At 61.3% G+C, this 13115-nt stretch carries 15 protein-coding genes; 3 read left to right on the top strand and 12 right to left on the bottom strand.

Going from position 1 to position 13115, the window contains the following annotated elements; all coding sequences use genetic code 11:
* Positions 1-7 precede the first annotated feature (7 nt).
* Positions 8-850, top strand: a complete 843-nt coding sequence (locus tag ACX0MV_RS12100; RefSeq protein WP_458982751.1) for a CvfB family protein — start codon at positions 8-10, stop codon at positions 848-850.
* A 74-nt stretch (positions 851-924) separates the two neighbouring features.
* On the opposite strand, the gene ACX0MV_RS12095 is transcribed toward ACX0MV_RS12100, so the two are convergent.
* Positions 925-1383: a thermonuclease family protein gene (locus tag ACX0MV_RS12095; protein ID WP_458982750.1), complete on the bottom strand. Its 459-nt coding sequence runs from the start codon at positions 1381-1383 to the stop codon at positions 925-927.
* A 320-nt stretch (positions 1384-1703) separates the two neighbouring features.
* Here ACX0MV_RS12095 and ACX0MV_RS12090 point away from each other — a divergent pair, with 320 nt between their 5' ends.
* Positions 1704-2045 (top strand): hypothetical protein, encoded by a 342-nt coding sequence (locus ACX0MV_RS12090; RefSeq protein ID WP_458982749.1) that lies wholly within the window; start codon positions 1704-1706, stop codon positions 2043-2045.
* A gap of 13 nt (positions 2046-2058) precedes the next feature.
* Here the strand turns inward: ACX0MV_RS12090 and ACX0MV_RS12085 are convergent, their stop codons facing one another.
* The 10 genes from ACX0MV_RS12085 to ACX0MV_RS12040 all read right to left on the bottom strand — a co-directional run bounded on the left by ACX0MV_RS12085 (position 2059) and on the right by ACX0MV_RS12040 (position 10627).
* On the bottom strand, positions 2059-2496 hold the full coding sequence (locus tag ACX0MV_RS12085; protein ID WP_458982748.1) for an ABA4-like family protein: 438 nt from the start codon (positions 2494-2496) through the stop codon (positions 2059-2061).
* A gap of 125 nt (positions 2497-2621) precedes the next feature.
* Positions 2622-3287 carry a peptide-methionine (S)-S-oxide reductase MsrA gene (msrA, locus tag ACX0MV_RS12080; RefSeq protein ID WP_458982747.1) on the bottom strand — a complete coding sequence of 222 codons (666 nt, stop codon included), beginning with the start codon at positions 3285-3287 and terminating at the stop codon, positions 2622-2624.
* A gap of 2 nt (positions 3288-3289) precedes the next feature.
* Positions 3290-3817, bottom strand: coding sequence for a peptide-methionine (R)-S-oxide reductase MsrB (gene msrB / locus ACX0MV_RS12075; protein WP_458982746.1), 528 nt, complete (start codon positions 3815-3817; stop codon positions 3290-3292).
* A 136-nt stretch (positions 3818-3953) separates the two neighbouring features.
* Positions 3954-5003: a GGDEF domain-containing protein gene (locus tag ACX0MV_RS12070; RefSeq protein WP_458982745.1), complete on the bottom strand. Its 1050-nt coding sequence runs from the start codon at positions 5001-5003 to the stop codon at positions 3954-3956.
* 253 nt (positions 5004-5256) lie between these two features.
* Positions 5257-5910: an HAD family hydrolase gene (locus tag ACX0MV_RS12065; RefSeq protein WP_458982744.1), complete on the bottom strand. Its 654-nt coding sequence runs from the start codon at positions 5908-5910 to the stop codon at positions 5257-5259.
* Positions 5910-6899, bottom strand: coding sequence for an ABC transporter ATP-binding protein (locus tag ACX0MV_RS12060; RefSeq protein WP_458982743.1), 990 nt, complete (start codon positions 6897-6899; stop codon positions 5910-5912). The genes ACX0MV_RS12065 and ACX0MV_RS12060 overlap by 1 nt, the downstream gene beginning before the upstream one ends.
* A complete protein-coding gene (locus tag ACX0MV_RS12055; RefSeq protein ID WP_458982742.1) occupies positions 6896-7693 on the bottom strand; it encodes an ABC transporter permease in 798 nt (265 codons plus the stop codon). The genes ACX0MV_RS12060 and ACX0MV_RS12055 overlap by 4 nt, the downstream gene beginning before the upstream one ends.
* Positions 7680-8549 (bottom strand): ABC transporter permease, encoded by an 870-nt coding sequence (locus ACX0MV_RS12050; protein WP_458982813.1) that lies wholly within the window; start codon positions 8547-8549, stop codon positions 7680-7682. The genes ACX0MV_RS12055 and ACX0MV_RS12050 overlap by 14 nt, the downstream gene beginning before the upstream one ends.
* A 38-nt stretch (positions 8550-8587) precedes the next feature.
* The gene (locus ACX0MV_RS12045; protein ID WP_458982741.1) at positions 8588-9394 is read right to left on the bottom strand and encodes an alkaline phosphatase family protein; all 807 of its coding nucleotides are present in this window, start codon (positions 9392-9394) and stop codon (positions 8588-8590) included.
* A 174-nt stretch (positions 9395-9568) separates the two neighbouring features.
* Entirely contained in the window at positions 9569-10627 is a 1059-nt protein-coding gene (locus ACX0MV_RS12040; RefSeq protein ID WP_458982740.1) for an ABC transporter substrate-binding protein, read from the bottom strand.
* Positions 10628-10952: 325 nt separating this feature from the next.
* Between ACX0MV_RS12040 and ACX0MV_RS12035 the strand changes: the two genes are divergently transcribed.
* Entirely contained in the window at positions 10953-11669 is a 717-nt protein-coding gene (locus ACX0MV_RS12035) for a UTRA domain-containing protein (RefSeq protein WP_458982739.1), read from the top strand.
* 141 nt (positions 11670-11810) lie between these two features.
* Here ACX0MV_RS12035 and ACX0MV_RS12030 read toward each other — a convergent pair whose 3' ends face one another.
* Positions 11811-13100 carry a M18 family aminopeptidase gene (locus ACX0MV_RS12030; protein ID WP_458982738.1) on the bottom strand — a complete coding sequence of 430 codons (1290 nt, stop codon included), beginning with the start codon at positions 13098-13100 and terminating at the stop codon, positions 11811-11813.
* Positions 13101-13115: the final 15 nt, after the last annotated feature.

Raw genomic sequence — 13115 nt, 5'->3', positions numbered from 1 at the left:
TAGGCACATGGCTGTTATCGGAAGAATGAATAGTTTGCAGGTCGTCAAACACACGGATTTTGGCTTGTATCTGGATGGCGGCGCGGACGGCGAGATACTTCTGCCCAAGCGGTATATCCCGTCCGATACACCCAGCGAGGTGGAGGACTGGCTGAACGTATTCATCTACCTGGACAGCGATGACAAGTTAATCGCCACCACGGAAAAGCCCAAAGTGCAGGTGGGCGAGTTTGCCAGCCTGAAAGTCGTGGATATCAACCGTGTGGGGCTGTTTCTCGACTGGGGCTTGCCGAAAGATCTGTTGCTGCCCCATTCCGAGGAAAAGCGCCCGTTACAGGTGGGGGATTATTGCGTCGTTCATGTGTTCCTCGACAAACGCAGCAAGCGCATCACCGCAACCGCGCGCCTCGACCGTTATTTGGACAATCTCCCCGCCAATTATCAGCCCGGTCAGGAAGTCGACCTGCTGGTGGCCGATTCCACCGACATGGGCTTCAAGGCCATCATCAACGGCAAGCACTGGGGGCTGATTCACAAGAACGAGCTGTTCAAGTTCCTGCGCAGCGGCATGCAGGAAAAAGGCTTTATCAAGGAGGTGCGCGCCGACGGCAAGATTAGCCTGAGTCTGCAGCCTGTCGGTCAGGAGGCCGCCAGCAGCCTTGGCGAGCAGATTTTGCTCAAGCTGCGCGAGAACGGTGGGCAACTGAACCTCAACGACAAAAGCTCACCGGAAGCGATCAGCGCGCTGTTCCGGGTCAGCAAGGGCAACTTCAAGAAAGCGATTGGCGGCCTGTATAAGCAGGGCCGCATCGTGATCCACGAAGATCGCATCGAATTGCCCAGCAAGTGATCTTCGCTCTCCAGCACCTTTTTAAACAGAGGCCGGTATTGCCGGCCTGTTCTATTGAGCGGACCTGGGGCGGTTTAACCACCTCCAAACTGGGAAAACGAAGCGGTCCGGCCTGGTTTGACCTTTTCTGGCATTGAGATTCTGCCAGCGTAGCGCCATTCCCAGGGCGGGACTATGGACTCCGCTGGGAGCTGCCAAAGACCTTTGTCCATGTTTCTGGCCAGCGTTTCGGCGTCCTTCAATCTGTGGTCCTTCAGCTGTTTGGCAGAGGCCCAGGCCGCGCCTTGCTCAACCAGCAGGTAATTAACATCTCGGCCGCCGACGTAAGCGCGGGCGATGGTTCTGCCGTAGCGATCGACGTCCTGAACATCCAGTACTACCTGTTTTTCAAAGATCATTTCAGCCAGTGCCTGTTTGGCTTCGGCGCCATACGGCTGTTTTCTTTCTGGAGCATCGATTTCGGCCAGACGAACTCGCAGACGTTGGTTCTCCGTGGTCAGGCAGGTGAAGGTGTCGCCCTCGCTGATGGTCACGGCCCTGCAGCTGAAGGGCTCGGCTGCTGCGATGCCTGGGAGGCAAAGGAGCAGTAATAGAAGGGTACGCATGGTCATCTGGTGGGCGAAGCTCGGTTCGAGTGCGGAGCCGCTGATAGTAAAGAATGCCGTTCGGACGAAGCGCGATGGGTATCGCGAAACGGGTTGGCGGGTACAGGTTTATGCTGTGAATGGATGATCGGTCACGGTGTGTGGGCTCAGGCGCGTTGGCTGGGTCTGATCAATGGACGGAACCACCGGCTTGTACAGCTGGCCAAACCTTTAGGTTCATTTCGCGCGCTCAAGGCGCAGAGGTTGTGATGACGAAAGCTAGCTATCTGGTCGTTCTGGCTTGCCTGCTGTTGATTGCCTCATTGCACGCGGAGCAACAGGCACCGCAGACCATTCGAGTCATCCCGAAAACCTACGTCAGCCCAGGTGCCAGTGGCAGTGTGAGCGGTTCGCAATACCATGAAAGTCACAACCTGTATGGCGGGCAGCGCTTGCCTGGCGACGGAACCCTTGAGCGGCAGGAAAGTTACCAGGGCAGCCAGTCGATCGAGAGTCGCGGCGGAATCCGCCAGAGCATCGAGTACCCCAACGGCTATGAAGTGCAGCGTCTACCGGGGCATAGCAGCCAGACTTACCAGCGCAGCCGTTGACCCTGCCACGTTGCTAGATGGCAGTGCCTAGCCACCAGCGCAGCGCGAGGAAAACCAGCAAACCCAGCGGGCCGAACATCAGCGTCAGTAGATAGCAGGGCACGAGGGCCCAATGGCTGATACCGGCGATTGCGCCTTCGCTGCGGATGTATAGCCCCACCATCAGGTCGAACGACAGGATATGCACCCAGGCTGCCAGTGCGGCGGTGGGCTGGCGCAGCAGCGCCAGTACCCCGCCAAGGCTGAAGAACCCTGGCTTGCCGCTGCCTGGCTCGGGTCGCTGGCGCATGGCAACTGCCAGCAGCCAGACGTAGATGAACCCCAGCAGAAGTACCGAAATGCCCAGAACCAGCTCGTCGGTCAGTTGCCAGAACGGCAGGCAGATCAGCGCCAGCCAGCCCGCCAGGGCCACCAAGGATGCGATTTTGAACAGTGGCTTCAACGGTGCCATCGGAATGCCTGCGCCGGCTGTGAGAACGTCACCGTAGCCGAGCGAACCGCCTGCCGCCGCTTTGAATCACTAGCTGAATGCCCGGCCATCATCCGTTGGTAGTCGGCGGCGAGTTCGCTTCGTGGTCACTTGCCCCACAGCTGTTCCAGCCGATCATCCCGCCCACAGCCATTACGGTAGTAGGAATAGCGCAGCGGGTTCTTCTGATGGTAGTTCTGGTGATACTCCTCGGCTGGGTAAAAGGTCGTGGCTGGCAGCACTTCGGTGACCACCTTTTGCTGGAAGCGTCCTGATGCGTCCAACGCCGCTTTCGAGGCTTCGGCCAGGGCCTTCTCCTGCTCGTTGGCATAGAAAATCGCGCTGCGATACTGCGCGCCCTGGTCGCAGAACTGGGCATTGGGCGTCAGCGGGTCGATGGTTGGCCAGAAGGCTTCCAGCAGTGCACCATAGCTGGTCTTGCTGGGGTCGAACCGCACCTGCACCGCTTCGATATGGCCGGTGGTGCCCGCCGACACCTGCTCGTACGTTGGATTCTCGACGGTGCCGCCGATATAGCCCGAGGTGGTTTCAAGCACACCGGGCAACTTGTCGAAGTCTGCTTCGGTGCACCAGAAGCATCCGCCGGCAAATACGGCGGTGGCCTGTGTGGTAGCGCTACTGGCGTTTGTATCGGACTTGGCTGGAGCCGCCGGCGCTTGCGCGGAGCTCTGTTCGCAGGCGGTCAGCGATAGGCCGAGCAGCAGCGGCGCCAGGTAACGCGGTGCGCGTTGGATCGATTCGAAAAATGCCATGTTCAATTCCTCAAGGCGGGCAAGGTTTCACCCTGGGCCACGAATTTCAATGCAACACCGTTATTGCACCAGCGCTCGTTGCGCGGCGCCGGGCCGTCATCGAACAGGTGGCCCTGATGACCGCCGCAGCGGGCGCAGTGGTATTCGGTGCGCGGGAAGATCAGCTTGAAGTCGCGCTTGAATGCTGTGTGGCCCTCAATGGCCTGGGTAAAGCTGGGCCAGCCGGTGCCACTTTCATATTTGTGCTGGCTGTCGAACAGCGGCAGGTAACAGGCTGCGCAGATATAAGTACCTGGGCGCTTTTCCTGGTTCAGCGGGCTGCTGCCGGCGCGCTCGGTGTCTTCTTCGAACAGCACCGCATAGGCCTGCGGGCTGAGCAGCTCGCGCCAGGCAGCATGGGGTTTATCCAGTGGGGTGAAGGTCGGTGCGATACCTTGCTGCGGCGTGGCCGCGCTCAGGGTCAGCGAGCTGCCGAGCAAGGGCAGGGCGGGTAACAGGGCGAAACCCTGGATAAAGGCGCGTCGTTTCATGGCGGTTCCCGAGCAGAGAATGTGCTGAATAGACTGGGCAGCCAGGGGATTGTTACAGAAGCCGGTGCGGCGCATGTAACAGGCGATTGCAGCCGTGGTGCCCTTGTAAACGGCCGATCACGCAGTAGCTGTGCCGCTAGCTGGCGCCCAGCTGCAAGGGTGCCGCAGGTTGCAGCTCGTCTTCGATGATCGAGCAGTTGCGCCCTGCGCTTTTTGCGCGGTACAGGCGCTGGTCGGCGCGCTGCAGCCAGCTCTCCCAATGTTCGCCGTCGCGCAGGATGGAACCGCCGATCGACATCGTCACCGGTCCGCCCGGACCCTGCAGGTGCAACCTCAACTGCTGCTGCAAATGCTCGGCGGCGGCCAGCAGGCCCGGCTTGTCGGTGCTGGGCAGGAGCATCAGAAACTCCTCGCCGCCAAAGCGGAACAAGCGGTCTTCCTGACGCGAGGATTTCTTGATCAGGTTTACGAAAGCGGTCAGCACCCGGTCGCCGGCCTGGTGGCCAAAGTTGTCGTTGATCAGTTTGAAGTGGTCCAGATCCATCACCAGAATGCCGTAGTTGTTGCCGTGGCGACGATGAATCGAAGCGGCGATCTTCAGCTCTTCGTTCATCGAGCGCCGGTTGCGGGCGCCGGTCAGCGGGTCCTGTATGGCCAGCAGCTGCAGCTGTTCGCGTTGGCTGCGGGTGCGGTAGGCAAAGATAAAGGCGAGCAGCCCGGCCATCAGGCTGGTGACCAGAAACGAGGTCATCTGGTAGGTGCTCTGGAATACCGTCCCTGGCACAAGTACCGCATGTGTGACCAGGCTGACCAGCACCAGCAGGGTCGCGATCACCGCTTTGCCGGGGGTCACCATGAAGAAGTTGAACAGCACCAGCGGATAGATCCAGAACACCCCGTTGACCCCCAGGTTGATCGCAACCAGGGTGGAGCCCACGGTGAATACGGTCGCCAGGAAAATACCGGGCTTTTCGGTGTTGCCGGTGCGCCAGGCGTAGATCACCGCAGCGGTGGTCGAGAGCACGATGATGGTGTCCGCCACGCCAACCAGAAGGTTGCCCTGAAGCAGGCGATAAACCGCGTAGGGGGTAATGCCGACAACACCAATCAAGCCCATCAGCGTGATGATGGAGAGTTGGAAGTCATTGCGCAGGCGCGTGAGCATTCGCAGAAGTGGTCTTGCCATGGCCGGTACTTTAGTCGCAGTTCCCTAAGGATGCCGAGCTTTGTTCACGCCTGGCAAGAACGAAAGCTGATCAAAGTGCCAGCATTCACGCCAATTCATCGAACAGGCGCTCTAACACGGACCATTGGCCGGCGAAATCATTCAAACCGGAGTGGCACGAACGCCGAACTGGGGCTGTTCAGAAAACGTTCAGCAGCGCTTGCCGGCCTGTTCCGCGGGCAGGGAGACCATGGAGCACCTGCCGTGTCGGCGGCTAGCGCCAGCTGAGAATCGGCCAGTTCGCGTGCTGCGCATGTTCGCGCAGCACCGGGTCCGGATTGACCACGCGCGGGTTGTCCACCTGCTGGAGCAGCGGCAGGTCGTTGCGCGAATCCGAATAGAAATAGGCGCCATCCAGGCACTCGCCCTGTTCCTGCAACCAGGTATGCAGGCGGTTGACTTTGCCCTCGCGGTAAGTGAGCACGCCTTGGGTGCGACCGCTGTAATGGCCGTGCTGCAGCTCCAGATCAATCGCCAGCACATCGTCGACGTTCAAGCGCGCGGCAATGGCGCTGACGAGAAAATGCGCGGAGGCGGAAATGATCAGGATGCGGTCGCCAGCCTGGCGGTGGGTCGCCAGGCAGCGGGTAGCGTCGCTGTAGAACAGCGGCTCGATCACGTCCTCGACATAGGGCTCGACGACGAAGGCGACTTCCTCGGCGCTGCGCCCGACCAGGGGCGAGAGGCTGAAGGCCATATAGTCCTCCATGGCCAGTTTGCCCTCGGCATACAGCGCCATCAGTTCGCGGTCCTTGTCGAGGAAGGACTCCGCGTCCACCCAGCCGAGCTTGGCCATTTCCTCGCTCCACAGGCTGGCGCAGTCGCCGTGGATCAGGGTTTCGTCGAGGTCGAAAATTGCCAGGGCCATCACGCCACCTCCCGGATAGCGTCGGCGTCGATGCTCAGCGCGATGTGCTGGCCGCTGTCGTGCATGTCGCTCGCCGAGCGGTTCAATACGTCGACCAGCAATTCCACACCGCGTGCCTCGACGCGGTAACGGATGACGTTGCCGAGCAGGCTGTGGCTACGGACGTGCCCTTTAATGTTGCCTTCGCCGCCGAGGTGGATGGCCTCGGGGCGGATGGCGATGCGGCTGTTTATCGGCCGGTCGAGCAGGCGGCTGGCGGCGTCGGCGTCGAGCAGGTTGTAGTTGCCGATAAAGCCGGCGGCGAAGGCATCGACGGGCGCGGTGTAGAGGGTTTCCGCATCGCCGCTCTGGACGATCTTGCCGGCGTTCATCAGGAAGATCCGATCAGACATCACCAGGGCTTCTTCCTGATCGTGGGTGACGAAAATGGTGGTCAGGCCGAGGTCTTGCTGAATCGAACGGATCTGTTCACGCAGGTGTTTACGAATCCGTGCGTCCAGCGCCGACAGCGGCTCGTCGAGCAGCAGCAAGCGTGGGCGGGTGACCAGCGAGCGGGCCAGGGCCACGCGCTGGCATTGGCCACCGGACAGTTGGTGCGGATAGCGCGTGGCGAAGTCGCCGAGTTCGACCATAGCCAGGGCTTCGCGCACGCGTTCGGCGCTTTCTTCCTTGGCGACCTTTTGCATGCGCAGGCCGAAGGCGACGTTCTGCTGCACGGTCATATTGGGGAACAGCGCGTAGCTCTGGAACACCATGCCGATGCCGCGCTTTTGCGGTGCTTGCGGCACCAGATCCTCGCCATCCAGAAGGATTTGCCCGCCGTTTACCTCGGTCAGCCCGGCAATACAGCGTAACAGGGTGGATTTGCCGCAGCCCGAGGGACCGAGCAGGGTGACGAATTCGCCCTTGCCGATTTCGCAGTCGATATCGCTGAAGATCGAGGTGGCGCCGTAGCTCTTGTGCAGGCCGCGGATGCTCAGATAACTCATGACTTGTCCTTGTTCAGGCGGTTAGCGGCCCAGGTGAAGACCAGCACGAAGAAGAAATAGGAAATCACCAGGGCGCTGTTGAAGTGGCCGCTGCTGTTTTTCATGTTGTTGAGGTAGACCTGCAGCGTCTCGTAACGGGTGCCGACCAGCATGTTGGCGAACACGAACTCGCCGAACAAAAAGCTGAACGAGAGAAACAGCGAGACCATCAGGCCTTTGCGCAGGTTTGGCAGCACCACCAGAAACGCTGCCTTCCAGGTGCTGGCGCCGAGCAGATGGGCCGCGTCCATCAGGTCCGGCAAGTTGATCGCCTGCAGGTTGTTGGTGATGGCGCGGTACATAAACGGCAGGGCGATGGTGAAGTAGCAGCCGATCAGAATCCACGGTGTGCCGGTCATCGCCAGCGGACCGGAGCCGTACAGCTGCAGCAGGCCCACCGAGGACACCACCGGCGGCACGGCGAACGGCAGCAGGATCAGGATGTTCATCAGCCCGTCGAGCTTGGGAAAGTGGTAATGCACCACGAACAGCAGCGGCAGAATCAGCACCACTGACAGCGCCAGGGCACCGAAGCACACCAGCAGTGACTGGCCGAAGGCATTGAGAAAGCGCTGATCGCTCCACAGCGCCAGGTACCACTTGAGCGTCAGGCCATCCGGCAGAATGCTCGCCGACCAGCTGGTGGACAGCGAATAGAGCAGGGTGCCGGCCAGCGGTGTCAGCAGTATCAGAAACAAGAGCCAGACCACGACGCGGTGGTAGAGCGCGGCGGGCGTTCGGTCAGCGCGAAGCATGGTAGCTCCTCTTCAGCAGCAGCTGATGGGCCACGGTGATCACCGCCATCAGGCCGACCAGGATCATCGCCAGGGCGCTGGCGAGGTTCGGGTCGAGGGAAATATCGCCGGAAACCAGGCCGGCGATGCGGATCGGCATCACGTTGAAGTTGCCGGTGGTCAGGTAGTACACGGTGGCGTAGGCGCCGAGGGCGTTGGCCAGGAGGATAACGAAAGTGCCGAGCAGCGCCGGGGTCAGCACTGGCAGGCCGATATGCCGCCAGAAAGCCCAGGTGCCGGCGCCGAGCAGCGCGGCGGACTCGCGCCAATCCTCGCGCAGGGCGTCGAAGGCCGGGTAGAGCAGCAGCACGCCGAGGGGAATCTGGAAGTAGGTATAGAGCACGATCAGGCCATTTTTCGAGTAGAGGTTGAAACTCTCGATCAGGCCGATCTTGATCAGCAGCAGGGTCAGCGCGCCGTTGAAGCCGAGCAGGATGATAAAGGCGAAGGCCAGCGGCACCCCGGCGAAGTTACTGGTCATGTTGGAGAAGGCCATGACGAAATCGCGCAGCTTGGAATCGACCTGATGCAGCGAATAGCTGCCGAGTATCGCAATCGCCATGCCGAACAGGCTCGACCAGAAGGCAATCTGCAGGCTGTGCTTGATCGCCTGCAAGTAGAACTTGGAGCTAATTACCTTGCTGAAATTGGCCAGGCCCCAGCCTTCGGCACTGTTCAGGCTGTTGATCGCCACCCACACCAGCGGCGCGATCTGAAAGGCGATGAAGAAGACGGCGAAGGGCACCAGGCACAGCAGCGGCAGCCATTTGATGTGTCTGCTAGGCGCGCGGGGTGCTGCAATCGTGCTGGCGTGCATGTCGCCGGGCAGCTTGAGGTTGTCGTCGAGGGGCGCGCTCATTTCAGCAGGTCCCGACAGACCGATTTATCGTGAGATACACCGAGCAACTCGCAGATGGTGCCGCACAGATCGGTCTGCCGTGGCCGCGCTTCGCTGTGCAGGCTGAACGCCGAGCCCAGCACGAACAGCGGCACTTCGCGTTCCTCCGGGAGCAGGCCGTTGTGGCTGCGGTCGTTGTTCATGCCGTGATCGGCGGTGACCAGCACCTGGTACCCGGCATCCAGCCAACCCTGCAGATAGTCGGCAAGAACGACATCGGCGCCCCGCGCGCTGTTGCGGTACTGCGCGCTGTCGAGGCCGTGCTTGTGGCCGGCGTCGTCGATATTCATCGGGTGTACCAAAAGGAAATTCGGGCTGTGGCGCAGGCGCAGGCTTTCCGCGTCGGCGAACAGGTGGGAGTCGGGGTAGTGATCGGCATAGTAGAAATGCCCGTGCTGGATCGGCAGTTCGAGGTCATCGGTATGACGGTCGTGGGCGGCGTCGAAAGGCGCGCGGTTGTACAGCTCGCTGATCCAGTGATAGGCCGCCGCGGCGGTGGTCAGGCCGGCGTCGCGGGCGTAGTGGAAGATGCTGCGCTGGTTGGACAGGCGCACCACATTGTTGTGCACCACGCCGCTATCGATGGGGGCAACCCCGGTGAGGATGCATTCATACAGCGGGCGGGAGAGCGACGGCAGCTCGCATTCGAGCTTGTACAGCGCTGCGCGCTTGGCGCCGCAGTAGGCCTGCAGGTGACCCAGCGCGTGCCGGGCAACCTCGTAGTTCAGGCCGTCGAGAATGACGAGGATGACCTTGGACGCCATGGGTTGTCCTGTGTGAAAGATTCATCATTGATTCGTAGCCCGGGTCGAGCGCAGCGACACCCGGGAAATCTGCCCTGGGTATCACTGCGCTCAACCCAGGCTACGTAGAAAAATTGCGGATGGAGCCAAAAAGACCGTAACCCGGATTGCACCCGGGCTACGTTGCTTGAGCTGTTACTCCATATTAATGATGACGTTTTCCTGCCACTGCTGCGGCAGGGCCTTGGAAGTGGCTTCCCAGGCGGCGGCATCCTTGATCGGCTTGACGTTGGCGTACTGCTCGTTCGGCAACAGCTTGGCCTGTACTTCGGCTGGCAGGGTCAGGTGCTCGGCGCGGATCGGCCGGGCGTTGCCCTTGGCCAGGTTGATCTGACCGGCGTCGCTGAGGATGTACTCGCGCGTCAGTTTGGCGGCGTTGGGGTTCTTCGCGTACTTGTTGATGATGGTGGTGTAGCCGGAAATCACCGAGCCATCGGACGGGATCAGCACTTCGAAGCGGCTTGGGTCGATCTGGTCGCGGTAGCTCAAGCCGTTGAAGTCCCACACCACGCCGACTTCCACTTCGCCTTTTTCCAGGGTCTGTATGGTCGGGTTAGCCAGCGACAGGCGGCCTTGTTCGGCGATCTCGGCGAAGTAGTCCAGGCCCGGCTGGATATTCTTCTCGTCGCCGCCGTTGGCGATGGCGGCAGCCAGCACGCCGTTGACCGCCTGCGCGGCGGCACTGACATCGCCGATGGCGACGCGGTATTTACCGGTTTTCAGGTCGGCCCAGCTTTTCGGTACATCCTTGACCAACTGCTTGTTGACGATAAAGGCGATGGAGCCGGTGTAGGCGAGCATCCAGTGGCCATTGCTGTCCTTGGCCCAGCTCGGGATCTGTTCCCAGGTGCTTGGCTTGTAGGCCTGGGTCACGCCTTGTTGCACGGCGATAGGGCCGAATGCGGCGCCGACGTCGCCGATATCGGCGCTGGCGTTGTCCTTCTCGGCGGCGAACTTGGCGATTTCCTGGGCCGAGCTCATGTCGGTGTCCATGTGCTTGAGGCCGTAGAGTTTCTCCAAGTCGGCCCAGGTGTCTTTCCAGTTGGCCCAGCTGTCCGGCATGCCGACGCTGTTCACCGCGCCTTCTGCGCGAGCGGCTTGTTCCAGCGCTTTCAAATCCATGTCGGCGGCCATCGCCTGGGTTGCCACTGCAATGGCGGCACCCATCAGTGAAGCGAGCAGCAGTTGTTTCATTTGAAACTCCTTGGCGGTGCGAGAGTGTTGGTCTAGATCAGCGAAAACCTCACCAATCTAGGCGCTGTCGATGACATTTTTATGTCGTGGTATGCCTCGCGCCATGGCGAACGCTACTGCAGGCAGAGTGCTCATCTAGCGTAGACCATGCGTCGTCGCGTGCTGAATGGAGGCGCCGCAGTGCTCTAGATCGGGCTTCTTGGAAAAAATGACATTGATGTCACGGCACAGTCATCTAGGCTGCTTAGCATTGCCACAGCGGGCGGCCCGGTCGCCTCTCGATAAAGATGAACGACAATTGGACTAGTCCAATTCAGGATTGTTGATGCGTGACGCAGCACCACGAGCGGTAACCGCAATCTGTCGGGCTCTGGAAGAGCAGATCAGCCACGGTCTATTGGTGCCTGGCTGTCAGCTGCCGGCCGAGCGCAAGCTTAGCGAGGTGTTCGATACCACCCGCATCACCTTGCGCGAAGCGCTCGGCCAGTTGGAGGCGCAGGGACTGATTTATCGGGAGGAGCGCCGCGGCTGGTTCGTCTCGCCGGCCCGTATCGCCTACAACCCGCTAGTGCGCAGCCACTTTCACGCGATGGTCGCCGAGCAGGGCCGCGTGCCGGCTACCGAAGTGATCAGCGCGCGGCTGATGCCGGCCAATAGCGAAGTCAGCCAGTTACTGGGGTTGCCGCCACTGTCCAGCGTGTACCAGATTCGCCGGGCGCGGCGCATCGACGGCCGGCTGGTGCTGTATGTCGAGCACTACCTGAACCCCAGCTACTTTCCCGGCGTACTGGACTTCGATCTGACCCGCTCGCTGACCGAGCTGTACGCCAGCGAATACGCCATCCATTACGGCCGAGTACGTTTTGATATGGTGCCAACCGCGTTGCACAGCGAAGCCGCGGCAGCGCTGAAGGTCGCCGTTGGCAGCCCGGCGCTGCGCATCGTGCGGGTCAACCGCGATCAGCATGGCCGCCTGATCGATTGCGACCTGGAAATCTGGCGTCACGACGCCCTGCATGTGAGCGTCGAAGTGCCGGAGTAAAAGCCCTGTAGAGCCTATGTCTTGTGCAAGATCTATGAGGCGTAGGGGAGATGGCGCTTAATCCATTCACCCAACCGCGATGGTGGATGAAAAAGACGTCATCCACCCTACCGGACTACGACGTGAGCTGTAGGCAGTCCCTCAGGGCAGCTCGGCGCTCGCGTAGAACGCCGTCAGCACTTTCACCAGGTGCTCCAGATCATGGCTGCCGGCCAGTTCGCGGATCGAATGCATCGCGAACGTCGGCAGGCCGATATCCACCGTCCGCACCCCGAGATGACTCGCGGTGATCGGCCCTATGGTCGAGCCGCACCCCATGTCGCTGCGGGTGACAAAGCTCTGCACCGGTACTTCGTTTTCCAGGCAGAGGTGGCGGAAGAACCCGGCGGTTTCGCTGGTGGTGGCGTAGCGCTGGTTGCTGTTGATCTTGATCACCGGACCGGCATTGAGCTTGGGGCCGTGGTTGCTGTCGTGCTTGTCGGGGTAGTTGGGGTGCAGGGCGTGGGCGTTGTCGGCGGAGACCAGCAATGAGCGCTGGATGCTGCGCACATAGCCTTCGCCTTCGGGCAGCACGCGGCGCAGCACCTGTTCGAGCATGGCGCTGTCGGCGCCACAGGCCGAGGTGGAGCCCACTTCTTCATGGTCGGTGCAGACCAGTACGCAGGTTTCCTCGTCTGGCGCGGCCAGCAGTGCCTGCAGCCCGGCATAGCATGACAGCAGGTTGTCCAGACGCGCGCCGGCGATGAAGTCGCGGTTCAGGCCGATAACCGCGGCCGGCTGGGTGTCATAGAAGCTCAGTTCGAAATCCAGCACTGCATCGGCACTGAACGCGTGCTCCTGGGCCAGGCGCTCGGTGAGCAGGGCGCGGAAGTCGGTGGCATCTGTGCCCGCCAGCTGCGCGAGGATCGGTGGCAATTCGTTTTGCGCGTTGATCGGCCAGCCCAGATTCGCTTCGCGGTTGAGGTGAATGGCCAGGCTCGGGATGACCGCGATCGGCAACTGGAAGTCGATCAGCTGGCTTTCCACCTTGCCGTCGCGGCGATAGGTGACGCGCCCGGCCAGCGACAGGTCGCGGTCGAACCAGGGTGCATACAGCGCGCCGCCATACACCTCGACGCCCAGCTGGAAAAAGCCGTGGCGCTGCAGTTCCGGTTGCGGCTTGACCCGCAGGCAGGGGCTGTCGGTGTGGGCGCCAACCAGCCGGATGCCGCCTTCGATGGGCGGCCGCCGGCCCAGCTTGAAGGCGATGATCGAAGAATCGTTGCGGGTAACGTAGTAGCGCCCGCCTGCGGTGGTGTGCCAGGGCGTGCGCTCGTCGAGCGTCTGGTAGCCTGCGGCTTCAAGGCGCTGGGCCAGGCTGGCGGTGGCATGGAAAGGGGTTGGCGAGGCCTTGAGGAAATCGATCAGGCCTTGGTTCAGTTCTTCGCGCATAGGGCACTCCAGGCG

The organism is Pseudomonas cistanchae (genome assembly GCF_054483635.1).
This window is presented reverse-complemented; position numbering and strand designations above follow the sequence as displayed.

Excerpts from the sequence above, each read along its gene's own strand:
- ACX0MV_RS12100 (WP_458982751.1), top strand. The coding sequence starts at position 8 with ATGGCTGTTATCGGAAGAATGAATAGTTTGCAGGTCGTCAAACACACG.
- ACX0MV_RS12090 (WP_458982749.1), top strand. The coding sequence starts at position 1,704 with ATGACGAAAGCTAGCTATCTGGTCGTTCTGGCTTGCCTGCTGTTGATT.
- ACX0MV_RS12085 (WP_458982748.1), bottom strand. The coding sequence starts at position 2,496 with ATGGCACCGTTGAAGCCACTGTTCAAAATCGCATCCTTGGTGGCCCTG.
- msrA (WP_458982747.1), bottom strand. The coding sequence starts at position 3,287 with ATGGCATTTTTCGAATCGATCCAACGCGCACCGCGTTACCTGGCGCCG.
- msrB (WP_458982746.1), bottom strand. The coding sequence starts at position 3,817 with ATGAAACGACGCGCCTTTATCCAGGGTTTCGCCCTGTTACCCGCCCTG.
- ACX0MV_RS12070 (WP_458982745.1), bottom strand. The coding sequence starts at position 5,003 with ATGGCAAGACCACTTCTGCGAATGCTCACGCGCCTGCGCAATGACTTC.
- ACX0MV_RS12065 (WP_458982744.1), bottom strand. The coding sequence starts at position 5,910 with ATGGCCCTGGCAATTTTCGACCTCGACGAAACCCTGATCCACGGCGAC.
- ACX0MV_RS12060 (WP_458982743.1), bottom strand. The coding sequence starts at position 6,899 with ATGAGTTATCTGAGCATCCGCGGCCTGCACAAGAGCTACGGCGCCACC.
- ACX0MV_RS12055 (WP_458982742.1), bottom strand. The coding sequence starts at position 7,693 with ATGCTTCGCGCTGACCGAACGCCCGCCGCGCTCTACCACCGCGTCGTG.
- ACX0MV_RS12050 (WP_458982813.1), bottom strand. The coding sequence starts at position 8,549 with ATGCACGCCAGCACGATTGCAGCACCCCGCGCGCCTAGCAGACACATC.
- ACX0MV_RS12045 (WP_458982741.1), bottom strand. The coding sequence starts at position 9,394 with ATGGCGTCCAAGGTCATCCTCGTCATTCTCGACGGCCTGAACTACGAG.
- ACX0MV_RS12040 (WP_458982740.1), bottom strand. The coding sequence starts at position 10,627 with ATGAAACAACTGCTGCTCGCTTCACTGATGGGTGCCGCCATTGCAGTG.
- ACX0MV_RS12035 (WP_458982739.1), top strand. The coding sequence starts at position 10,953 with ATGCGTGACGCAGCACCACGAGCGGTAACCGCAATCTGTCGGGCTCTG.
- ACX0MV_RS12030 (WP_458982738.1), bottom strand. The coding sequence starts at position 13,100 with ATGCGCGAAGAACTGAACCAAGGCCTGATCGATTTCCTCAAGGCCTCG.